The organism is Microcoleus sp. PH2017_35_SFW_U_B (assembly GCF_020737865.1).
Classification (GTDB): Bacteria; Cyanobacteriota; Cyanobacteriia; order Cyanobacteriales; family Microcoleaceae; genus Microcoleus.
This window is the reverse complement of sequence record NZ_JAEQDE010000121.1, coordinates 1-21,202: the sequence shown is the minus strand read 5'-3', so window position 1 is coordinate 21,202 and position 21,202 is coordinate 1. Positions and strand designations below refer to the sequence as shown.

Here is a 21,202-nt window from a genome sequence, read left to right as displayed (position 1 = left end):
CTCTCTGGTTTTTAATTATGAGTTTAGTCCTCTGATCTTATGCGGACTAAAGTCCTCACTACGAACCTATTAATGTTTTTAATGATGAGTTTAGTCTTCTGATTGGATGCGGACTAAAGTCCTCACTACGAACCTCACTCTCTGGTTTTTAATGATGAGTTTAGTTTTCTGATGGGATGCGGACTAAAGTCCTCACTACTAACCTATAATGACGTAAGTTCTGTTTACAATATCTGAGATAGAAACTTGCGTGTGCGTTCTTCCTTCGGGTTCTGAAAAAACTCTTCTGGCTTCGCTTCTTCCACTAAAACGCCGCCGTCCATCAACACAATGCGATCGGCAACTTCGCGCGCAAATCCGACTTCGTGAGTCACCACTACCATTGTAATTCCTGTTTGCGCTAAATTTCGCATGACATCTAAAACTTCCCGCACCATTTCCGGGTCTAATGCTGATGTCGGTTCGTCAAATAGCATGATTTTCGGCTGCATTGCTAGGGAACGTGCAATAGCAACCCGCTGCTGCTGTCCGCCAGATAATTGTCCGGGATATTTTTGGGCTTGGGACAAAATCCCGACTCTTTCTAACAGTTGCATTGCTACTTCTTCTGCTTTTTTCTTCGGCCAGCGGCGCACCCATACGGGCGCTAGCATGACGTTTTGCAGGACTGATAGGTGGGGAAATAGGTTGAATTGCTGAAACACCATTCCTACTTCCTGGCGAATTTTTTCGATGTTTCGCAAGTCGTGGGAAAGTTCGATTCCGTCGATCGTAATTTTGCCTTGCTGATAGGCTTCTAAAGCGTTAAAAGTGCGGATAAACGTGGATTTGCCGGAACCTGAAGGGCCCATCACGACGACGACTTCGCCTCGGTTCACGTTCATGCTGACGCCGCGCAGTACGTGAAATTGTCCGTACCATTTGTGGACGTTTTCTGCGACGATTACTGTTTCGGGAACTGTTAGTGTATCTTGCATAATTTTCTCCTTTAAATAATGACGAATAATTATTGCCTGATGACTGTTGACTACTTCAGTGGAGGGGGGGTTTATATATATTTGGGTTGGGAGGGCGGGTTTATATATATTTGGGTTGGGAGTTCTATTTTGTTGGTGAACCCGCCCCTACAGACTGTGGACTAATGACTTTTTTCTAAACTTTTCTCTATTTTGCGGCTGGCCAGTGACATTGAGTAGCAAAATACCCAATAGATGATGCCGACGAATATGTAAACTTCGGCGTACCTGCCGATGTAGGATGGATTTGCTAAAACGGCGCGGGATATGCCGATTAATTCTAACATTCCAAATAGCGATAGCAGGGATGTATCCATGAATAATCCGATGAATTGACCGCCGATCGCCGGAATGACTGTTCGCAGTGCTTGAGGTAGTACAATCAGAATGGTCAATAGTGGTGTGTTTAGCCCGATCGACCTTGCTGCTTCTATTTGTCCTCTGGGCACAGCCTGCAAACCGCCGCGCACGTTTTCAGCCAAGTATGCCGCACTGAATAATGTTAATCCGGCGATCGCTCGAATCACTCTATCCAATTTGGGATATTCCGGCGGTAAGAATAATTGCAGCATGACTTGACCTAAAAACAAAATGCCAATTAAAGGCAAGCCGCGCACTATTTCAATGTACAATGTTGACAGCAGTTTGACGACTGGCAAAGAACTTTGTCTCCCGAGGGCAAGCAATACTCCCAGGGGAAATGAAAGCACAATGCTAATAATTGCTAAAAACAGCGTCAGCACTAAACCGCCCCAGTCATTTGTCGAGACTTCTGTCAAACCTAATCCGCCTTTAATTAGCCACAGAATCAGCGGGAAGGAAAGAGCCCAAATTCCGGGTATCCAGCTAACCCCCCCTCGCCCCCCCTTACCAAGGGGGGGTTGGGGGGGGTTGGGATTAATTTGTCTCGCGGCGACATAGCTGGCGGCGGTTGCGATAATAATTCCTAAGAGGTAGAAGCGAGAGGTAAGGTCGATCGGCGTAATGACCGCACCAACAACGGCAGCACCGAGTAAAATCAGTGTAGGCGGATTCCAAAGACGTTCATCTCGCTGAATATTTCCCCAAGTTAAACCTCCCAATAAGGCAATTATTCCGGCTACTATCCACAGCCGCCAGTAGGATTCGCTGGGAAATCTGCCCACAAAAAATAGTGGCAAGTTTGCTTCTAACACGCGCCATTTAGCTTTTGTTGTGGCCCAAACGATAATTCCTTTAACTGTTTGGAAGGCGACAATTAAGCAAACTATTGTCAGAATGCTGTTGTACCAGGTACTAAATAGGTTTTTGCGCGCCCAATTCCAAGGGGTGGGCGATTCGGTGGCGGGAGGCGGCAGTACGGGGGTTGTTTCCATGTATTTTAGATGTTAGATTTTAGATTGCTTGCTGAATTGCACTTGCTAATATTCCTAATATTTTCTTGACATCTGTTACGTAATATTCTGTCAAGTCAATTTCAATTACTTGTTCTTTGAGTCTTAAGAATCTCCAGGTTTGGCCGCTAGTAACAGCCCCATAATTTATTGTTGCATTTGTGTTGCCTTCGCATTCGTTAAATATTCTAGCTGCTAACATTTGGGCTACACATGGCCCCAAGCTTGCATTAATATCTTCGTTTTGTGCTTCTACGATCGCAATTACTGGTTCGGTAAGCATTAATAAGTATGAAGAACGACTAATCAAAAAATCGCAATTTCCAGCTAATCCTTTTTCGGCATCAACTGTAAAATCTATTCCACAAAAAAGACCAATTTGATGGTTAAACAGTTTTCTAAGTTCGATTAAAATCGGTGCGGTTATCATGGACGAGCGAGACTTGTCAGTATTGCTGCTTAAGGCAATGCCTGCGTTCTCTTTGAGAATTTCTACAAGTAAGGGACTTGGTTCTAATTCTGGCACAGGAGAGAACATATTGATGCGATCGCTAATCGTCAAACCGAATTTTTTTGTTACTGTTTTTAAGTTAAAATCTCTGTAAGTCATTTCAACTTTAGTTCCAGATTATAATAAACTTAACTTTTGACTTCGCTATCCACTGTCAACTGTCAACTGTCAACTGTCAACTGTTATTTACCTTTCCTTAATTTGTACCGTGTGATTGTACCAATTCATAAACAGAGAAACTATCAAACTAATTGTTAGGTATGTTACCATGATAATTAGCATTGTTTCGATCGCCCTTCCGGTCTGATTCAACGTCGGAGAACCCACCACAAAGTAAACGTCGGGATAAGCCACCGCCACGGCTAAACTCGAATTCTTCGCTAAATTCAGATACTGACTGGTTAACGGCGGCACAATTACCCGCAAAGCTTGCGGCACAATTACCATCCGCATCAGGGTTCCAGATTTAAGTCCCAAAGACTTTCCCGCTTCCCATTGGCCTCGCGAGACTGACTGAATTCCGCCGCGGACAATTTCTGCAATGTAACTGCCAGTATACAAGCTGAGTCCTGTCACTAGGGCTGCAAATTCTGGAGTTAATTTTAATCCTCCTTCGAGTTGCAATGCTGGTGTCAGGCGGGGAAAATCTAGTCGGAAAGGCAGATTTTGGGTGATAATCAAAGCTAAGATTGCACTTATGCCGATCGCACCAGCAGCCCAAAACAACTGTCTTCCCGGCTTCGCTTCTTCCACCATCACCCGCGCCCGCCACATCCACAGCCCCGCCGCAGCCAAAACTCCCACAGTTAACAAAATCAACCAAATCTCAAAACCTGGCAAAGGCGCAGGCCAAGGTACAGCAATCCCGCGATTTGTCAAGTAAATCGGGCCGCGCATCTGTTGATTGTCTTCCAGTTTTGGCATGGAAATGAATACTGCAAAATACCAGAAAAATAATTGCAGCAATAACGGTGTATTCCTCAAAATCTCCACGTACAAAGCTGCTAAATTACGCAAGATCCAATTGTCGGAAAGGCGGGCAATTCCTACAGTCAAACCCGCAATTGTTGCGAAAACAATCCCCAGGCCCATTACCCGCAGCGTGTTGATTAATCCGACCAAATAAGCTTGTCTGTAACTGTTTTCGGGACTGTAGGGAATTACGCTTTCGCCGATGTCGAAGGATGCTTGGGAATTGAGAAAGTCAAATCCAAATGCAATTCCTAGTTGCGCGTAATTGGCGGTGAGGTTGTCCCAAAGAATAGCGATGACTGTTATTACTAAAATTAGGGCGATCGCCTGTCCGGTTATTTTCCAGAAGCGATCGTCCCGCAGCAGTGTTGATATATCTTTAATTTTGAATGATTTCTCGGATTTGCCCGGTTGAGGTTCTGTGTTCATAACTTAAATTATATTTCATTCAATCTGCTGCGTATGTTGTGTACCTAAGAGCGCTGAAGCGCAACTACGTACCTAAGAGCGCTGAAGCGCAACTACGTACCTACTGAAGCGCAACTACGTACCTAAGAGCGCTGAAGCGCAACTACGTACCTAAGAGCGCTGAAGCGCAACTACGTACCTAAGAGCGCTGAAGCGCAACTACTTACCTAAGAGCGCTGAAGCGCAACTACTTACCTAAGAGCGCTGAAGCGCAACTACGTACCTAAGAGCGCTGAAGCGCAACTACGTACCTTTGTTTAAGTGGATTTTTCTGTTTGTAGTGGCGCAGACAACAGGGCTCAAGCGCAACTACAAACCTGTTGATTAGCGGAAGGGTGGCGAGTACAGTAAACCGCCATCTTTCCAGAGTTTGTTTTGACCCCGGTCTAACTTAAGTGTACTTTTCGGGCCGAGGTTGCGATCGTACATTTCCCCGTAATTCCCCACTTTCTTCACAACGCGGACAGCGTAGTCGTTGGGGAGTCCGAAACCTTTACCTAAATCTCCTTCTTTTCCTAGCAAACGTTTGACGTTTGGGTCTGTAGTGCTGGCGACAGTTTGGTCTACATTTCCTGAATTAATTCCTAAATCTTCAGCTTCAATCGCCGCAAAAATAATCCATCTCACCGCATCCGACCATTTCGGATCGCCGCTTTTCACCGCTGGGGCTAACGGTTCTTTTGACATTACGATCGGCAAAACAACATTATTCTCAGGATTCGGTAGAGTTGTGCGCTTCGACACGAGTTGCGATCGATCGGCTGTAACACCTTGACAGCGACCTTCTTGATAAGTGCCAAAGGTAGTATTCGCATCTTCAAACACCACAGGAGTGTATTTAACTCCTAATTTTCGCATTTGGTCGGACAAATTTTGTTCGGTACTCGTACCTGTCTGCACGCAGATAGATTTGCCCGCAAAATCTTTTAAACTTTTAATGCCGCTATCTTTTTTGACCATGATGCTTTGAGAGTCATAAAAGATTATCGGGGCAAATTCCAAGCCGGTAGTGCTGTCGCGACTCGCCGTGTAGGTGGTATTTCGGCTGAGAATATCGATTTCTCCAGCCTGCAAAACTGTAAACCTATCTTTGGCGTTGAGCTTTCGGTATTCGACTTTTTCGGGATCGTCAAATATAGCCGCAGCGATCGCCCTGCAAACATCTACATCCAAGCCGGAGTATTTGCCTTTTTCGTCTACAAAGCTAAAACCCGGCAGTTCGCCACTAACGCCGCAAATCAATTTGCCGCGGCTGACAATTGTATCTATGCGACTCGGGCCTTGTTGCGATTTGCCTTCAGCAGTGGTGGCTGGTGTTTGACCTACTTGTGCCGATCGATCCCTACAAGATGCCAGCGGTGCCACAAACAACACACTTGCCAGCAACAGAAATCCCAATTTACGCATACATTTTACCAGTAGAACACTTTCTCGACGATCCTAACTTGTCGGTGTCGAGAACTGTTGCGATCGGCAATCTAGAAAACCTCACCATTTCAAATTAACCATTCTCAACCCGGTGTCGCACCCTGAAAAGCGCACCGGCTAACCGCCTATTATTTTTTTGCCCGCTGCGGGCGATCGACCTTTCCTGTAATATTTATCCAATTTTGATTTAATGCGCTCAGAACCGCTCTGGTGCTAGGCGCTGCTCGGCTAAATCGCGGATTAGCGACAGCCGAGACTCGATGTACTCGTTCAACAAATCTGTTTCGTTGCCATTGAGCGCAGAGTTCATCTTCAATTGCTTCAGCAGCCACTGTACCAGGGTTGCATCGTCCAAATTGACTAACAGAGTCGCTTGGGTAGTTTCAATTAAAGACCAGAGTTGGCGTAACATGACTGGAGTCATAAAACCTCGTTGAGCGTAAATACGCACTTAGTGGGCTGGCTGGGCGATGGGTTGGTCTTAGTGTTTCAAGCCGATAGACGAAAAGTAGCCGTCTTGTCATCGGCTTAATGATTATTTTATATTTGACCACAATAACTTAATATAGTAGTGTCAAAAGCTACAACACACAAGATGTTATAAGAATTTCCAATCTCGTCACATAGAGATAAATATCTTGATAAATTTTTAAGAATCTTTACATAAAGACCGGGCGGTTGAAACCGCGTCTACACAAACAAAACCCGCCGACGCGGGTTGAAGAGTCGTAGCGTAGCGGGGATCCATCCATCGCACGCACATTCTCTCAAATTCCATATTTCTTAGTCCGCGGAGGCGGACATCGTTTGTGTAGATGCGGTTTCCAACCGCCGTCCTGAGAAAATTGAGCGATTAAGCAGATAATTCAGCAGCGGCGTCCGCGGAGGCGGACATCGTTTGTGTAGATGCGGTTTCCAACCGCCGTCCTGAGAAAATTGAGCGATTAAGCAGATAATTCAGCAGCGGCCAACTTTTTAACCCCCGCTAGAATTATTTCTAATTCAGCGATGATTTTCGTAGCGCCCTCCAAATCGTTGGATTCGGCCAGAGTTTGAAGCTGAGCAGCCATCTGGGGCATTAACCGCACCGCCGCCGTAGCGCTGACACCTTTAATTTGATGCGCGCGGCGGGCCAGTGTCTCCAAGTCTCCCGAGGCGATCGCACTTTTAGCAGATTCTAAATAACTGCCAGTATCCACCACAAAAGCTTGCAGTATTTCCCGCTCAAAATCTAAATCAGTGCCGGCAATTTCGTGCAAGCGTGCCATATCAACTACGCATTCTAGATCCGAAGCAGAGTTTTGGACTTCCTCACCCTTAAACTGAGGAATTTCAACTTTTAACTGTACCGACCAATTTTCTAGTACAGATTTTAACTTTTCGATGGAAATAGGTTTGCTAATATAATCATCCATACCCGCCGCCAGACACTTTTCCCGATCGCCCTTCAAAGCATTTGCCGTCATCGCAATCACCACCGTCTTGCGATCGGGCTCCCTCGAACCAGCAGCAGTGCCTGTCGCTTCCATGCGGCGCAATTCCAGCGTAGCTTCGTAACCGTCCAAAATCGGCATCTGACAGTCCATCAGCACAATGTCATACTTTTTGATAGCCAGCATCGATAGCGCCTCAGCGCCGTTATTTGCCACATCCGTCGCACATCCCAAAACCTTGAGTTGATTCAGACCAACTTTTTGATTGATCGGAGTATCTTCAACTAACAAAATCTTTAAGCTAGCTAACTCCCGGTTGTCAATAGAGGAGTCTGGATTTGTCGTTGGATTTGCCAGCCGTGAGTCAACCACTGCACCCGGGGCGATCGCATTTACCAAACACTCAAACAGCCGGTGAGCTTTCACAGGTTTAGTTAAATAACCGCTAAAACCAATATCTACCAAACGTTTAGCCTCCGATGTCTGAGTAATTGAAGTCAGCACCACCCAATGCGTCTGCTGCATTGCCGGCTCAGCAATCATCAAACGTTCCAGACTTCCCGCCACCATTTCCGGCAACTGAATATCAACCAAAATGATATCGTAAGGGGATTTTATGCTGACAGCTTTGTACAGAGATGCGATCGCCATCCAACCATTCTCAACCTCATCAACTTCCATCCCCCACAAAACAGCCATTCTCAGCAGCACTTTTCGCACTGTGGGCTTGTCGCTAGCAACTAACATTTTCTGCCCCGCCAGCACCGTTTGCAAATTCACTGAGCACGCTGTCCCAGCCCCAGTTAAATTTTCCTTAAGTGCCGGCACAGTAAACCAAAAAGTCGAGCCTTTACCGGGGGTACTTTCCACACCAATTTTACCCCCTAGCAGCTCCACCAACTGCTTAGAAATAGCCAGACCCAAACCTGTTCCACCGTACTTTCTCGTAGTAGAAGCATCAACTTGAGTAAAAGATTGAAACAGCTTTTTTTGGTCTTCGGCAGCAATCCCAATCCCTGTATCTGTGACCTTGAACAGTAGGAATAGCGAGCGATTGATTCCTAGTTTTAATGGTTGGATATTCTCTAATTTTTTCTGGTCGTCGCTGGCTGCCAATATCCCAGGAATCCTGCCAGTTGAAACCTCAATTACTATTTCTCCTGCTTCCGTGAACTTAATCGCATTGTTAATTAAATTAGTGAGGATTTGCCGCAATCGTGCTGCATCCCCTTTAATTTGCAGCGGCACGTCGGTATCAATCAGCGCCACCAATTCTATACCTTTAGTTTGTGCGGGAGTTGCCAACAAATCCAGCACTTCATCCAGACAGATACTGAGGTCAAATTCGATGGTTTCTAAGCGCATTTCTCCAGCTTCCAGTTTGGAAAGGTCAAGAATATCGTTAATGATGGACAGCAAATTTTGACCGCTGAGTTTCAGCGTCTGCACAAAGTCTAGCTGTTCGGGAGTAAGATTTGTTTTCAGCAGCAAATCTGTCATCCCCATCACTCCATTCATCGGAGTGCGGATTTCGTGACTCATATTTGCTAAAAATAGTGACTTCATTCGAGACGCTTCCAAAGCGGCTTCTCGGGCTTGCTGCGCTTGCTCAAACAGAGTAGATTGCTGAATGGCGATCGCCAACTGCACGCTCAACCTTCCCAGCAAATCCACCTCAGAATCAGTCCAAGCGCGCGGGGCACTGCACTGGTGGGCAACCAGCAACCCCCACAACCGATTTTGACGCTTGTCCAAACTCTCGATCTGCGACTTAATTCTAGGAGTTTCTGGCGAATATTCTATTGCTAATTCCTGACTTTCGTCGCCGATAAAAATTGGTACAACTAAATTAGCCCTTACCTGCAATTTCACCAGTAAATCTCGGTGAATCTGGCTCAAATTAGCATTATAAATATCTTCAACTGCTTGAATCTTGCCAGCCCGGTACATCGCTTTGTAACTTTCCCCAAAAGATTTTTCCTGAAGTTTTCTGCCCAGCATAGGCATCCAATCAGATCCTACAGATTCGACAACCACAATCCCTGTGTCATCGGAATCAAAACGATAAATTACCGTGCGATCGGTTGCCAGTAATTGCCGTACCTCTTGTACAGCCGTGCTCAGAGTTTGAGTGAGGTTGAGAGACTGTCGCACTCGCTGGGCGATCGCCGAAACTAGCCGTTCCTGTTCTGCCTGTTCCAGCAGCATTCTTTCAGCTTGCTTGCGTTCTGTGACATCGCGAATTACCGCAGCAAAGCACAGCGGTTCGCTGGTTTGAGGGTGCTTGACCAGAAAAGCATTCATCACAACATCAATGTGTTTTCCAGTACGCAAGTGCTGCATTTTACCTTCTCCTTGCCACTGGCCCTGACTGATAATTTTTGGCAAAATCTCTTGACTAAATTCCTGTTTAAAAGTTTCGCCGATATAATCCCATATTTCCGTATAAAGCAATTCCGAAATATTCTCTATTCCCACCAGTTTTCGTCCGGCTTCATTAACAAACAGCGTTTGCCCTTCGAGAGTAGCCATACCAATAAAATCGCTGCTATTTTCAATCAGCGACACAAATTTTTGTCGTTCTTCTTCACCTTTTTTGCGTTCAGTAATATCGCGCTTAACGCAGACGTGACAAATTATATCGCCGCTGTTGTTAATCACAGAGTATGCCGCCACCTCGATCGCCAGCGTGCGACCTTTTTTAGTAAAGTTAGTAATTTCGCCCCGAAAAGTTCCAGTTTTCGCTAAACTTTTGGAAATCGCAGAAAAGCGTTCCCCCGCCACCAGCGGCGGCGTTTCTATTTCTAATTCGGCGTCTGTATATTCTAATAGCGATTGGTGAGCGCGATTTTGTTCCAGGAAAAACCCATCAGCATCGATAATCACCATCGCATCGTTGGAGTTTAAAAATATTTCTCGGTAAAGTTTGAGTTTTTCCTCAGCTAGCTTGCGTTCGGTGATGTCCCTTTTGACGCTGACATAACAAACTACTTCCCCAGCATCATTGAGAACCGCAAAAGCCGAAAGTTCCACCTCAACTATTCCCCCTTGCAAATCCTTAACACAGGTCATTTCGCCTCGGTAACTCCCTGTTGCGACCAAGATTTGCAGCACCGATGCAAATGTCTCTTCTCCCGTATGAATTGCAGGAGTTTTACCCCACAATTTTGATTCACTGTAACCCAGCAAAGCCGTGTGAGCTTGATTTGTTTCCAAATAATAGCCTTGCGGGTCTAAAATGGCGATCGCATCGTTAGACTTTAAAAATATTTCTTGATAAAGTTGCAGTTTTAACTCAGCTTGTTTGCGATCGCTAATATCCGTGAACAAGCCATAATAAACTATCTCTCCCGATCCTTGCATTTCCGGTTGTGCAGCCCCTTGAATCCATTTAAGTTTTCCAGAGGGAGTGATAATTCTGCCTTCCCACCGCCAAGGCTGCAAATTTTCCGCAGCCAGCCTTACCGAGTTCCGAAAATCATCTCTATCTTCGGGATGAATCATGTCAACAATTGCACGAATATCCTGCTGAGCCACCTCCGGTTCTATTTCATACAATTCTCGGCAGCCCGCGCTCACAAACGAGAAGGCTATCGAGCCATCTAGATGCAAGTCAACTTGATATACCGTACCGGGTACGCTAGCAGTAATTTTTTGCAGTTTGGCTTGGCTTTGATTCCGGGCTTCATCTGTCGCCTGCAATTGAGCAATCTCCCGAGAAATACCCAAAATCCCAAATATACTGCCATCCGCATCGCGCAGGGGCAGTTTTTGCGTGTCAAAGACCTGCTGTTTGCCACCTGCACAGGCGATCGCCTGGTAGGGATTGCGAACCGTCTCCCCCCCCAGCACAGCTCGATCGTCCTCGCGAATGCCTCTAATTGAGCCGTGGCGATCGCCAAATACTGCTGGTTCTGAAAAACCTAATTCGATATCATCTTTGCCAATAATTTCTTCAACCTTTTTCCCCAAATATGCAGCAAAACTTTGATTGACAAAAATGTATCTAAAATTTCGATCTTTCGCAAAAACTCTATCCGGCGCACCGTCCATTAAAGCCCGCAACAATAGCTCTTGGCTTGACCCATCTAGAGCAAAATTATTTTGAACAGTTCCCTTGACATCCGTCTGTTTAGCTGCTAAATTAGTTAACGATTTAACACAAATTTGAGCGACAGTGTGGAGCAAACAAAGGTGTTCAAAATTAAAAGCAGTTCCCTGCTCTGCACCGATGAAAAATACTCCCAACAATTCTTCACTGTCCTCCGGGTTAGCCGGTGCCATCAACACCGACTTAAACTGAGCAATTGGCCCGCCAGCGATGTTGTACGCCCAGTCTCGACTTCCGGCCAGCCATTGGGTGCGAGTAGCTTGCAAGCAGGCTGCTATTTCAGATTTGACCGATTCAGTTAACGGGTGTAAGTGTTGCAGGTAGATGCGATCGTCCGGTAGAGTTAAAAGTGTGATCGTCTCAGCAGGAATCAGGCGCCCGAGATGTGCCAGACAAGCAGACCAAATTTCATCAGCAACCGCAGCAAGTTGTACATTCTCCGTAAGTTCGTTGAGAACTTGCAGTTCCAAGGTACGCTGGCGGACTTTGGCCTTGAGGCTGGCGGCTAGGATTTGCATAGTGCTCACCACACTGGTTTCCTTATATTATAATTATTCATCTTCAAAGTTTTTTAAACAATCATCTTAAAATACATCCGGCAAAAAGACAACTTTTTTATATTTATATAACTTTTAATTGCTAAAAAACCAAAAGCGCGATCGGGAGCGAAGCGACACCGCAAGGCACCTGCTTCGCTCCAGCAGCGAGGTTTAAAGGCGAAATTATCCCATTAAAATCACGTTATCGATCACGTGAATGACACCGTTGTCAGCTTCGATATCGGCCGCGACAACAGTAGCATTCTTCACCTCAAAACCGTCTGAACAATCAATTTTAATCGGCGAACCTTCTAAGGAAGTAACAAAACCGAGTTTTGCCAAATCTGCCTTCATAAACTTGCCGGAGACGACGTGAAACATCAAAATCCTGCTCAGTTGGGGGACATTCTGCACTAGGGTTGTGATAGTTCCCGGTGGCAATTTCGCAAAAGCATCGTCAGTAGGTGCAAAGACAGTGAAAGGGCCCGGACTTTTGAGCGCATCTACTAAATTAGCTACTTGCACCGCCGTTACCAGGGTTTGGAACGAACCCGCACCTACGGCAATATCAACAATATCAGGCATTTGGTTCTACCTCGTTTGGCAAAAAAGTTCTATTAAGTATCGTAAACTGATGCGTGCAACAATACCTACTGTATTTGTTGAAAATTTTGTAATTCGTTTGATCGTTCGGACTTCAGTCCTCTCTTTTTTTGCGGACTGAAGTCCTCACTACGAACCTAATAATGGTTATTTTACACATAAAATTACTAACCAATTTGCACTTTAACGGCGCGATACTTTGAAATTGCTACAAGACTGCTTGCGGTTGGGATACCAAGATCTCTGTTGCTAAATCTGCTATTTCAGAATTTAGGTTTTCTTCCTTGTAAATGCTGAAACTGCCGTACAAAATTGAAATTTCAAAAATGTCTGTAGTAATTACAGCAGGCTTGCGGTGTTCCGGTTCGCCCAAAGAAATTCCTAAAAATTCTGCTTCAAGTTCGCCAACTTCCTCTTCATCGTGTACAGTCCACCCGATATCGCGACAGTCCTTAAATGCCAGAACATAAGGCAATCTTTCTTCTGGATTGTAGACGCATTCGATCGATACCTCGTTTCCCCACGAAGAGACCTTGACATTGGTAATTAAAGATGTAAAACCACCCAAACCAAGTAAGTTATAGTCATCCTTCCAATCATTCATTTAATTTTTCTCCCGTATTGTGAGTACCTGGAATGAAATTGCCAAATTCGTCTCGCGTTCGCAATAAATGACCATCTCGATCGAGACGGAAACCTTTGTTGATATTTCTGCCGTCTGAGGCATATTTCGGTGCTGGCGTTCTAATCACTTCACCGTTAGGACGGATCGCGAGTGTTGACTTATCCAGAAATTTATATGCAACATAGCCATCTCTAGTAGTTCTGATTTCTGCACCCAGTCCACGCAAAAAGTCATCGACTTCTTGGCGAGTCATTCCGGTTAAGTCTCCAAATTCCGATGCAGTTCCATTTCATCCAACTCCCTAGTTCAACTTTGACTACGCGGTTCTTTTCCGCTTCCGCTTTAGGCAAAGTCAGGTTTAAAACCCCATTTTTGTACTCAGCTTGTACGCTGTCATTTTGAACTCGTGCAGGTAGGGGAATCACCCGGCGGAAGGAACCGTAAGCTTCCATGCCCGGAATTTCTAACTTAAGGTGGAATTTTAGATTTTAGAGGCGACCCCACGGATAAATTCGGGGGAAGAGAGGATTTTAGATTTTCGATTTGGGATTGATTCCACGGATAAATCACGTGGCGGATACCACCTGTGAAATTCTTGGTCATCGAGTTCGGCGGCCGGTACAAAAGCCACACCGTTAGATGCGCGATCGGTTGCCGGAGTTAAGCTATCAAACAACCGATTCATTTCTCGCTGCAAGGAGTCCATTTCCCGCAAAGGTTCCCAACGAATAAGTGCCATAATTGATACCTCAAATCTCTTAAGTTTCTAAAGGTTGAGAAACACTTGATTCAACCTGTATCTAATATATTTAAGATCCAGAAACTGTGGGATGCGGTTTTCTGGAATTTGCCGATCGCATTTCCGAACATTTGCGATGGTTAATGCTGAGCCAGCCCAACAATTTTAGATTTTAGATTTTAGATTTTAGATTTTAGCAGTGACTCGACTGATGAATCTGGTAGCTGGAACTGAACTCTCTCATTTTGGCTCTCCACGACTCCTGTGGGAAAGCAAGTATCCGTTTTTAGGCGAAGTCAGTCGATTTAAGATTTGACTCCACTGCTGAATCAAAGGACGAGGAACTTCGATCGAGAATGTTTCGCAGCAGGCGGCGCGATTCAAGCGCAGCGCAACCCAACAATTTGAGATTTTAGATGCGCGATCGAGAATTCCCCACCTAAAATCTCAAATCCCAGATTTCAAATAGAAACACCATTAACCCCACCGTGAATGCTGATAAGAAGCGTAGGTATCAAACAAAGCACCCACTAAACTAAAAGCTAGACCAATCACCAAAAATCCCTGGAGGGGACAGCCGCTGCCGAAAGTGGCTAAAAACTGCAAAATCTGGTCTTCTCCAGAACGACCGACTGCTTGCAAAGCAGGCACAAGACCGATCAACGAAAAGCTAGTCAATCCCGCGCCGATTAACAATAAGGGAGCGACAAAGCTCAAGAGGCCCGTCAGCAGTAAAGAGCGAAGAAAATTAGGAAATATGCTCATAAGAGTCAGTAAATTCAGCTAAACTGCCGAAAGGTGCAAGTAAAATAAACTTGTCCTTTTCTACGATAGGCAGCGATCGCCCTCAGTGGCCAATTCTGTCAGAAATCTTAAATCTTAGAGAAGAAACTTGTTTAAGATTTGTAGATAGATTTCATTTTTGCAGTTGTTCTACAGTCAAAGTCCCTTGAGCACAACTACACCATCAAGCCTCAGTTTGTGGAGTCAGCGGTTACTGGCAGCCATTTTATTGGGCGGCCAAGTCATGCTGCACTTGCTAACTCGCAAAATTAACCGTCGCAACACCCTTGACCAAATGGCAGCAGTTGGCCCGGAATCGCTGCTGATTTCTTTGCTGACTGCGGGTTTTGTCGGCATGGTATTTACGGTTCAGGTAGCCAGGGAGTTTATTAACCTCGGTGCCGGTAATGTCGTCGGTGGCGTTTTGGCTTTGTCTTTGACTCGCGAACTCGGCCCGGTGTTAACAGCCGTAATCGTTACGGGACGGGTTGGTTCGGCTTTTGCTGCGGAAATTGGCACGATGCAAGTCACAGAGCAGATAGATGCCATGCTGATGCTCAGAACAGACCCGATCGACTATTTAGTAATTCCCCGCGTTTTAGCTTGCTGCTTGATGCTGCCAATTCTGACAATATTGTCCCTCGTCACGGGCATCGCCGGCGGGATGCTGATTGCGACGACAATGTACGGCATCTCTCAAAATGTGTTTTTAGAATCAGTCCGCCATTTCCTGAGTCTGTGGGACATTTGCAGCGCTGGTATTAAGGCTTTTGTGTTCGGTGGTTTGATTGCTGTCATCGGCACTAGCTGGGGTTTGACCACCACCGGCGGCGCCAAAGGCGTCGGCCAATCGACTACCACAGCGGTGGTGACGGCTTTGCTGGCTATTTTTATTGTTAACTTTTTCCTGACTTGGCTGATGTTTCAGGGTACTGGCTCTAGCGTACTCAAAGGCTTGTAAGCTAGGAAATGGATAAAATATAAATAATTGGCAACATTACTTTACTACCCCCTGATTTAAACCCGTGACTACAACTACCTCTGGGACTGCGCCCACAGATACGATCGAACTTGCACCGAGTTATGCGATTCCCCTAGTCCTGGTACTGGCCTCTGTACCGCTGCTGTTTGTGCAGAAGTGGGTAAGTTTGCCCCTGGCGCTGTTCGGCTTGTTTCTGATGTACCAAGCCGCCACTATCCGGCTACAGTTTACCCTAACTGATTTGGACATTTATCGATCGCAAAACTTAATCCGCCAATTTCCTTACCGACAATGGCAAAATTGGCGGATATTTTGGCCTGCTGTGCCGATTTTGTTCTATTTCAAAGAAATTAACAGCATTCACTTTCTGCCGGTTCTGTTCGATCGTAAAATGCTACAGACCTGCTTAGAACAGCGCTGTCCCCGTCAAGACTAAACAAGTTGTTAATTTTAAATTTTTAACTTCTTCTGTGCCCCACGCCGAACAAATTTCCTATGAATTCAGACGAATCTCCCACCCAAAAACCGCAATCGCAACCAGCCGCTGATGGCGAACCAAATTTGCCCGTGAATGAGACGGAAAACCAATTGCCATCTCAAATACGGAAATTGTCGATCGCCCAAAACGATCTCACATCGCAAATTCCTCCCGAAATAGACCCCTGGGACGAGGAAAACCCCCAAATCACCCCTGTGGTGGACGCAGCGGGCGCGATCGCCCAAAGTTCGCCAGAAACTGAGGATAGCGAATCTGAAAGTGCGATCGATCGAATCGAACCCGAAACAGACTCCCAGCCAACAGCAACCGCAGAAACGGTAACGCCCGTACCAGAAAATGTTACCGAAAGTTTGGCAAATAGAGTCAAAGCATTGCAACAGCAAGAAGAAGATTTGACCGCCAGAATTGCCAGCTTGGAAGCTGACAAAGCTAAGGCGTTAGAAGCATTGGGCGAGGCTCAAGCATCGATCGGGCGTTTGGTACAAGACGGCTTGATACAGCTAGATCATCGCAAACAAGCGCTGCAAATTGAAGTAGAAAAACTCGAACGCAGGCGCGATCGAATTCAAAAGGAAATGCGAACTACTTTCGCCGGAGTTTCCCAAGATTTAGCAATCAGAGTTCAAGGTTTCAAAGACTATCTAGTCGGCAGTTTGCAGGATTTAGCAGCTACCGCCGAACTCTTAGATATGACGCCGCCGGTGCAAGAAACTTCCAAGCAAATCTCTGTTGAGGAGTCTCAATCCTCTTCCCCGGTAAATCCCAGATTTGCTGAACAAGGATTTCAAGAACAAGCCAAACAAATTCGCCGCACCCTAGACCAATATCGCACTCTCCCCGACTATTACGGCCCGCCTTGGCAACTCCGGCGCACTTTTGAACCCATCCACGCCGAACGAGTTTCTAACTGGTTTTTCACCCAAGGAGGAAGAGGTGCATTGCGAACTATGGGTTCGCGGTTGCAAAATATCTTGATTAGTTCGACGATTATTTCTGTACTCAGAAGCGTCTACGGCCCACGGGTGCGGACATTGGTGCTCGCGAACAGTCCCGAACGTTTGGGTGAGTGGCGCCGGGGTTTGCAGGATTGTTTGGGGATTACTCGCACCGATTTTGGCCCGGAAGGTGGCATTATTATGTTTGAGTCTGCGGAGGCTTTGGCCCAAAAAGCCGATCGACTCGTGAGAGATGGTAAGTTGCCTTTAATTGTGATAGACGAAACAGAAGATTTAATCAGTTTGTCGATGCTGCAATTTCCGCTGTGGTTGGCCTTTGCTTCCGATCCGCAAACTTTAACGACTTCTAAGGATTTTTAAAGAAGGAAGAAGGAAGAAGGAAGAAGGAAGAAGGAAGAAAAGACATCTTCAGAAATTAGTTTTAATTTCTTGCTATCCAATAACTAAAAATTAATTTAGGGAGATGTCAGAGGGCGGGAGATTAAAGAATAATCGTTAAGTTTGTAGTGAGGACTTTAGTCCTCAAAAGTAATGAAAGAGGGAATTTATTATGGGTGTGTGGTTGAGTTTAAATGCAGCATTGTTAATCGCAGCTTACTTGCTGGGTTCGATTCCAACTGGGTACGCTTTGGGTAAATGGATGCTGGGGATTGATATTCGGGAAGTAGGTTCTGGTTCGACGGGGGCGACTAATGTACTCAGGACTTTGGGGAAGGGGCCGGGGTTGGCGGTGTTGCTGGTTGATGTGTTGAAGGGCGTAAGTGCGATCGCTCTGATCCGCTACATCTACTCTCTAGAGTTTACCAGTCAGCTCGCGATCGGCGCCCATTTAGAAAATACAGCAACAGTCATTCCTTGGATGGCAACTTTAGCGGGTTTATTTGCAGTTTTGGGCCACAGCAAATCAATCTGGCTGGGGTTTACCGGCGGCAAATCTGTCGCTACAAGTTTGGGAGTTTTGCTCGGTTTGTACTGGCCAGTTGGGTTGGGAACTTTCGGAATTTTTGGAATAGTTTTTGCGGTGTCGCGAATTGTTTCTTTGAGTTCGATTGTCGGATCAATTAGCGTAGCTGGATTGATGTTTGTGTTAAATCAGCCGCTAGCTTATGTATTGTTTGGACTGGCGGGCGGCGTATTTGTAATCGTGCGGCACCGCAGCAATATTCAGCGTCTGTTGAACGGTACTGAACCGAAAATTGGACAGAAATTGGAAACAGCAGCTAGCGAGTAATTAGACCAGAGTGCGATCGCTTTTTATATCGTTTCTGCTGTCATAGGAATAATATCATTCCGAATGCAGTGTGAGCTTAATATAGCCTTTCTCAAATAAATGAGGTATGCCCAATCCCTCCGCTTCGCTTCGCCCAATCCCTCCGCTTCGCCCTATTTGGTCAATGCCCATACCCTATGAGCACCGCACTGTTACTTAGAAAGGCTATATCTCGCGGCTGTCATCCTCGCGAGCGAGGAGAATCGCACTGTGGTATAATTCCCTAGTTAGCGGATTAGATATCAATTAGTCCCCATAACAGACCGCAATTCCAGCACAAATCCGGGCAAAATATCTTCCCCTGAGAGCGTAACAGGAGACTGCAATATTTCTATTTCTCGATCGCTCCTATAAATCTCCACACTCCGGGTTTGCGGGTCAATCAACCACCCCAAACAAGCGCCATTTTCCCGATATTCCTGCATTTTTTCTCGCGTTTCTTTGATAGAATCAGTAGGAGAGCGCAATTCCACAACAAAATCAGGACACAGTGGGGGAAATTTTCTTCTTTCCTCAGCAGTTAAAGCTTCCCACCTTTCGCGTTTTACCCAAGAAGCATCGGGAGAGCGATTACCACCATTTGGCAGTTTAAAGCAAGTAGAAGAATCAAAAGCAATTCCTAAATTTGGATTTCGGCGACTCCAGGATTGCAGTTGATAGGATAAATCCATATTGCGATTTCCCGTTTCTCCTCCCGTCGGTGGAACCATCAGCAGTTCTCCTTTGGCATTTCGTTCAAATTTATAATCGCGGTGATGTTGGCACAGTTCGTAAAACTGATCGTCTGTTAACTCGATCCACGGACTTAAATCTAATTTTAAAGTCATCATGGCATTAACACCTATTTCCCTAATTCTTGAGAGCGCAAACAAGCTGCTTTCACTGCTTCGATCGCGGCAGAACGAAAGCCACTGCTCTCTAATTTAGCAATTCCGGCAATAGTTGTGCCGCCGGGACTTGTCACCCGATCTTTCAATTCTGCTGGGTGCATCCCCGTTTCTTGCAATAGCTTCGCTGTACCGAATACTGTTTGGATGGCTAATTGGGAGGCGATCGCCCGCGGCAGTCCAGCACAAACTCCGCCATCTGTCAAGGCTTCGATAAAAATCGCCACATAACCAGGGCCGGAACCCGAAAGCCCTGTCACCGCATCCAGCATACTTTCGGGCACTTCGACCACTTCTCCCACAGCCTCAAAGATCCGCTTTACCAATTCTAAATCGGCTGGTTGCACAAGTTTTCCTGGGGCGATCGCACTCATTCCCGCGCCTACCGTTGCCGGAGTATTTGGCATCACCCGCAGCACTACTCGCCCCGGAAACGCTGCTTCGAGCTTGCTCAGGGGAACTCCTGCCAAAATCGACACGATCGCAGCTTCTGGCTGAGAATTAGCTGTTTCTCCATTATTTGCTTGTTGGCGATCGATCCCCACGGCCAATTCCAAAGCTACTTTCTCAAAAATTTGCGGTTTAATCGCCAAAAACAGCACTTCTGTAGCGGTAGCAACTTCTAGATTGCTGGCTGTTGTTCCAATTCCGTAGGTTGCCGTCAAAAATTCGCGCCGTTGCGGTTGCGGATCGCTCACCAATATTTCTGATGGTAAATAAACTTTTTGTGCTATTAAGCGGGATAAGAGAGCTTCTCCCATTACTCCGCCGCCGATCGTACCAAATTTTATCATAGTTATTGGTTATTAGTTATTGGTTATTGGTTATTGGTTATTGGTTATTGGTTATTGGTTATTAGTTATTAGTTATTAGTTATTAGTTATTGGTTATTGGTTATTAGTTATTAGTTATTAGTTATTAGTTATTAGTTATTAGTTATTAGTTAACAGTGCGTTGTTTGTAGGATGCGTCACTTTCGACTATCTAAAACTTCCATTTCTCATCTGGTAGCGACGCACCTTACTATACTGGTTTTTTGAATGAATTTCTGTCAACAACTTTTGGAGTCAACTGTCAACAGCCAACAGCTTTCGGAATCAACTGTCAACTGTCAACTGTCAACTGACTACTGAGCCATTTGAGCTTGTTCAGCCGGCCAGACTGTCGGTGCGGGAGCAGCCGCAGCAGGGCGCGGGCGGCCTTGAGCTGGGGGCACTTCGTGAACCACACCAGACTGAGTTCTTACTTGCACGCAGCTAGGCGTAAACAAGAAAATGCTTTCGCCAATACGCTCTTGATGACCGTCAAGGGCATAAGTACCGCCCGCCACAAAGTCCACAGCTCTTTGCGCTTGGTCTGGATCCATCACCGTTAGGTTCAAAACAACAGATTTGCGTTCTTTAAGAGCTCGAATTGCTGCCGGCATCTCTTCAAAAGTGCGCGGCTCCATTACTACTACTTCCGAAATCCCGTTCATAGATCCAGGCATTCCAATCACGTTATTCATTACTGATCCTACTCCCCCGGTTGGTGCAACAACATCTGTACCTGTCGATCCTACTACTGACCGCTCCCGCATTCTGCGATTTTGGCGGCGTTCTTCTTCTGCTGCGGCGACAGCAGCAGCAGAAGTGGAAGTGGCGGAGTTTGGTTCAGGCTGTTGGTAGGCGTTCGCAAAGCGCTCGCTTTCGGTTTCGTCGTACTCGTAATCGTATTCAGGCTCATTGTTGAAGCCTACAAAATCTCGTAGCTTAGAAAAAATGTTCACCATTTAAGCTCCTTCACGACTGTGCTGCCCCGACTATACTCGCGTTGCGGGTTAGCCGCGGGTCGTTAACTACTGCTACACAAAACTTAGCTAAACTTTCTCAAGTCTCACTATTCAATCAAGATTGCTCTTGAAGGGTTTGCTTCCTGCTTCACCCAAGGGAGTCGGCTCGCAACTTGTCCACAGGCGTAAATTCGGATGTAGCCCATCCTAATCCAAAAAACAATTCTAGCGGTCGC

Annotated in this window: 19 protein-coding genes and 2 pseudogenes; 5 read left to right on the top strand and 16 right to left on the bottom strand. The window is 46.0% G+C overall.

The genetic code is table 11. From position 1 onward, the window contains the following. Positions 1-224: 224 nt before the first annotated feature. The 5 genes from JGK36_RS28905 to JGK36_RS28885 all read right to left on the bottom strand — a co-directional run bounded on the left by JGK36_RS28905 (position 225) and on the right by JGK36_RS28885 (position 5,747). Complete coding sequence (locus tag JGK36_RS28905) at positions 225-977, bottom strand: amino acid ABC transporter ATP-binding protein (protein WP_293186314.1); 753 nt, start codon at positions 975-977, stop codon at positions 225-227. A gap of 161 nt (positions 978-1,138) precedes the next feature. Then, entirely contained in the window at positions 1,139-2,371 is a 1,233-nt protein-coding gene (locus tag JGK36_RS28900) for an amino acid ABC transporter permease (RefSeq protein ID WP_293186315.1), read from the bottom strand. Positions 2,372-2,390: 19 nt separating this feature from the next. Beyond that, the gene (locus tag JGK36_RS28895; protein ID WP_293186316.1) at positions 2,391-2,999 is read right to left on the bottom strand and encodes a hypothetical protein; all 609 of its coding nucleotides are present in this window, start codon (positions 2,997-2,999) and stop codon (positions 2,391-2,393) included. 87 nt (positions 3,000-3,086) lie between these two features. Next, a complete protein-coding gene (locus JGK36_RS28890) occupies positions 3,087-4,301 on the bottom strand; it encodes an ABC transporter permease subunit (protein ID WP_293198807.1) in 1,215 nt (404 codons plus the stop codon). Between the two features lie 363 nt (positions 4,302-4,664). Then, the gene (locus JGK36_RS28885) at positions 4,665-5,747 is read right to left on the bottom strand and encodes an amino acid ABC transporter substrate-binding protein (protein ID WP_293186995.1); all 1,083 of its coding nucleotides are present in this window, start codon (positions 5,745-5,747) and stop codon (positions 4,665-4,667) included. Between JGK36_RS28885 and JGK36_RS28880 the strand changes: the two genes are divergently transcribed. Continuing rightward, positions 5,699-5,845, top strand: a complete 147-nt coding sequence (locus JGK36_RS28880; protein WP_293201250.1) for a hypothetical protein — start codon at positions 5,699-5,701, stop codon at positions 5,843-5,845. The two genes, JGK36_RS28885 and JGK36_RS28880, sit on opposite strands and share 49 nt — an antisense overlap. Positions 5,846-5,964: 119 nt before the next feature. On the opposite strand, the gene JGK36_RS28875 is transcribed toward JGK36_RS28880, so the two are convergent. The 8 genes and pseudogenes from JGK36_RS28875 to JGK36_RS28840 form a co-directional block, all read right to left on the bottom strand. Beyond that, positions 5,965-6,192 carry a hypothetical protein gene (locus JGK36_RS28875; protein ID WP_293148799.1) on the bottom strand — a complete coding sequence of 76 codons (228 nt, stop codon included), beginning with the start codon at positions 6,190-6,192 and terminating at the stop codon, positions 5,965-5,967. A 520-nt stretch (positions 6,193-6,712) separates the two neighbouring features. Next, a complete protein-coding gene (locus JGK36_RS28870) occupies positions 6,713-11,830 on the bottom strand; it encodes a PAS domain S-box protein (protein WP_293187005.1) in 5,118 nt (1,705 codons plus the stop codon). Positions 11,831-12,034: 204 nt separating this feature from the next. Then, positions 12,035-12,436 (bottom strand): fasciclin domain-containing protein, encoded by a 402-nt coding sequence (locus tag JGK36_RS28865; protein WP_194011615.1) that lies wholly within the window; start codon positions 12,434-12,436, stop codon positions 12,035-12,037. A gap of 226 nt (positions 12,437-12,662) precedes the next feature. Then, positions 12,663-13,058, bottom strand: coding sequence for a hypothetical protein (locus tag JGK36_RS28860; RefSeq protein WP_293186996.1), 396 nt, complete (start codon positions 13,056-13,058; stop codon positions 12,663-12,665). Continuing rightward, the gene (locus JGK36_RS28855; protein ID WP_293186997.1) at positions 13,051-13,332 is read right to left on the bottom strand and encodes a hypothetical protein; all 282 of its coding nucleotides are present in this window, start codon (positions 13,330-13,332) and stop codon (positions 13,051-13,053) included. The genes JGK36_RS28860 and JGK36_RS28855 overlap by 8 nt, the downstream gene beginning before the upstream one ends. A 46-nt stretch (positions 13,333-13,378) precedes the next feature. Continuing rightward, positions 13,379-13,522 (bottom strand): annotated as a pseudogene (locus tag JGK36_RS28850) (Hsp20/alpha crystallin family protein); the annotation flags it as partial. A 155-nt stretch (positions 13,523-13,677) separates the two neighbouring features. Next, a pseudogene (locus JGK36_RS28845) lies at positions 13,678-13,818 on the bottom strand (Hsp20/alpha crystallin family protein); the annotation flags it as partial. Between the two features lie 477 nt (positions 13,819-14,295). Further along, the gene (locus JGK36_RS28840; RefSeq protein WP_293186998.1) at positions 14,296-14,583 is read right to left on the bottom strand and encodes a hypothetical protein; all 288 of its coding nucleotides are present in this window, start codon (positions 14,581-14,583) and stop codon (positions 14,296-14,298) included. Positions 14,584-14,767: 184 nt separating this feature from the next. On the opposite strand from JGK36_RS28840, the gene JGK36_RS28835 reads away from it, so the two are divergent. The 4 genes from JGK36_RS28835 (at position 14,768) to plsY (ending at position 18,269) form a co-directional block, all read left to right on the top strand. Continuing rightward, positions 14,768-15,562, top strand: coding sequence for an MlaE family lipid ABC transporter permease subunit (locus tag JGK36_RS28835; RefSeq protein ID WP_293186999.1), 795 nt, complete (start codon positions 14,768-14,770; stop codon positions 15,560-15,562). Between the two features lie 64 nt (positions 15,563-15,626). Next, positions 15,627-16,019, top strand: coding sequence for a DUF3119 family protein (locus JGK36_RS28830; RefSeq protein ID WP_293198805.1), 393 nt, complete (start codon positions 15,627-15,629; stop codon positions 16,017-16,019). A 59-nt stretch (positions 16,020-16,078) separates the two neighbouring features. Next, the gene (locus JGK36_RS28825; RefSeq protein WP_293198803.1) at positions 16,079-17,398 is read left to right on the top strand and encodes a DUF3086 domain-containing protein; all 1,320 of its coding nucleotides are present in this window, start codon (positions 16,079-16,081) and stop codon (positions 17,396-17,398) included. 190 nt (positions 17,399-17,588) lie between these two features. Continuing rightward, positions 17,589-18,269, top strand: coding sequence for a glycerol-3-phosphate 1-O-acyltransferase PlsY (plsY, locus tag JGK36_RS28820; protein WP_293187002.1), 681 nt, complete (start codon positions 17,589-17,591; stop codon positions 18,267-18,269). 281 nt (positions 18,270-18,550) lie between these two features. Here the strand turns inward: plsY and JGK36_RS28815 are convergent, their stop codons facing one another. The 3 genes from JGK36_RS28815 to JGK36_RS28805 form a co-directional block, all read right to left on the bottom strand. Further along, entirely contained in the window at positions 18,551-19,138 is a 588-nt protein-coding gene (locus JGK36_RS28815) for a Uma2 family endonuclease (protein ID WP_293187003.1), read from the bottom strand. Positions 19,139-19,149: 11 nt separating this feature from the next. Further along, the gene (proC, locus tag JGK36_RS28810) at positions 19,150-19,995 is read right to left on the bottom strand and encodes a pyrroline-5-carboxylate reductase (protein ID WP_293187006.1); all 846 of its coding nucleotides are present in this window, start codon (positions 19,993-19,995) and stop codon (positions 19,150-19,152) included. Positions 19,996-20,321: 326 nt separating this feature from the next. Then, positions 20,322-20,966 carry a cell division protein SepF gene (locus JGK36_RS28805; RefSeq protein ID WP_293187004.1) on the bottom strand — a complete coding sequence of 215 codons (645 nt, stop codon included), beginning with the start codon at positions 20,964-20,966 and terminating at the stop codon, positions 20,322-20,324. Positions 20,967-21,202: the final 236 nt, after the last annotated feature.

Excerpts from the sequence above, each read along its gene's own strand:
- JGK36_RS28860 (WP_293186996.1), bottom strand. The coding sequence starts at position 13,058 with ATGAATGATTGGAAGGATGACTATAACTTACTTGGTTTGGGTGGTTTT.
- JGK36_RS28805 (WP_293187004.1), bottom strand. The coding sequence starts at position 20,966 with ATGGTGAACATTTTTTCTAAGCTACGAGATTTTGTAGGCTTCAACAAT.
- plsY (WP_293187002.1), top strand. The coding sequence starts at position 17,589 with ATGGGTGTGTGGTTGAGTTTAAATGCAGCATTGTTAATCGCAGCTTAC.
- JGK36_RS28900 (WP_293186315.1), bottom strand. The coding sequence starts at position 2,371 with ATGGAAACAACCCCCGTACTGCCGCCTCCCGCCACCGAATCGCCCACC.
- JGK36_RS28855 (WP_293186997.1), bottom strand. The coding sequence starts at position 13,332 with ATGACTCGCCAAGAAGTCGATGACTTTTTGCGTGGACTGGGTGCAGAA.
- JGK36_RS28865 (WP_194011615.1), bottom strand. The coding sequence starts at position 12,436 with ATGCCTGATATTGTTGATATTGCCGTAGGTGCGGGTTCGTTCCAAACC.
- JGK36_RS28870 (WP_293187005.1), bottom strand. The coding sequence starts at position 11,830 with ATGCAAATCCTAGCCGCCAGCCTCAAGGCCAAAGTCCGCCAGCGTACC.
- JGK36_RS28825 (WP_293198803.1), top strand. The coding sequence starts at position 16,079 with ATGAATTCAGACGAATCTCCCACCCAAAAACCGCAATCGCAACCAGCC.
- JGK36_RS28905 (WP_293186314.1), bottom strand. The coding sequence starts at position 977 with ATGCAAGATACACTAACAGTTCCCGAAACAGTAATCGTCGCAGAAAAC.
- JGK36_RS28895 (WP_293186316.1), bottom strand. The coding sequence starts at position 2,999 with ATGACTTACAGAGATTTTAACTTAAAAACAGTAACAAAAAAATTCGGT.
- JGK36_RS28875 (WP_293148799.1), bottom strand. The coding sequence starts at position 6,192 with ATGACTCCAGTCATGTTACGCCAACTCTGGTCTTTAATTGAAACTACC.
- JGK36_RS28815 (WP_293187003.1), bottom strand. The coding sequence starts at position 19,138 with ATGATGACTTTAAAATTAGATTTAAGTCCGTGGATCGAGTTAACAGAC.
- JGK36_RS28840 (WP_293186998.1), bottom strand. The coding sequence starts at position 14,583 with ATGAGCATATTTCCTAATTTTCTTCGCTCTTTACTGCTGACGGGCCTC.
- JGK36_RS28885 (WP_293186995.1), bottom strand. The coding sequence starts at position 5,747 with ATGCGTAAATTGGGATTTCTGTTGCTGGCAAGTGTGTTGTTTGTGGCA.
- JGK36_RS28890 (WP_293198807.1), bottom strand. The coding sequence starts at position 4,301 with ATGAACACAGAACCTCAACCGGGCAAATCCGAGAAATCATTCAAAATT.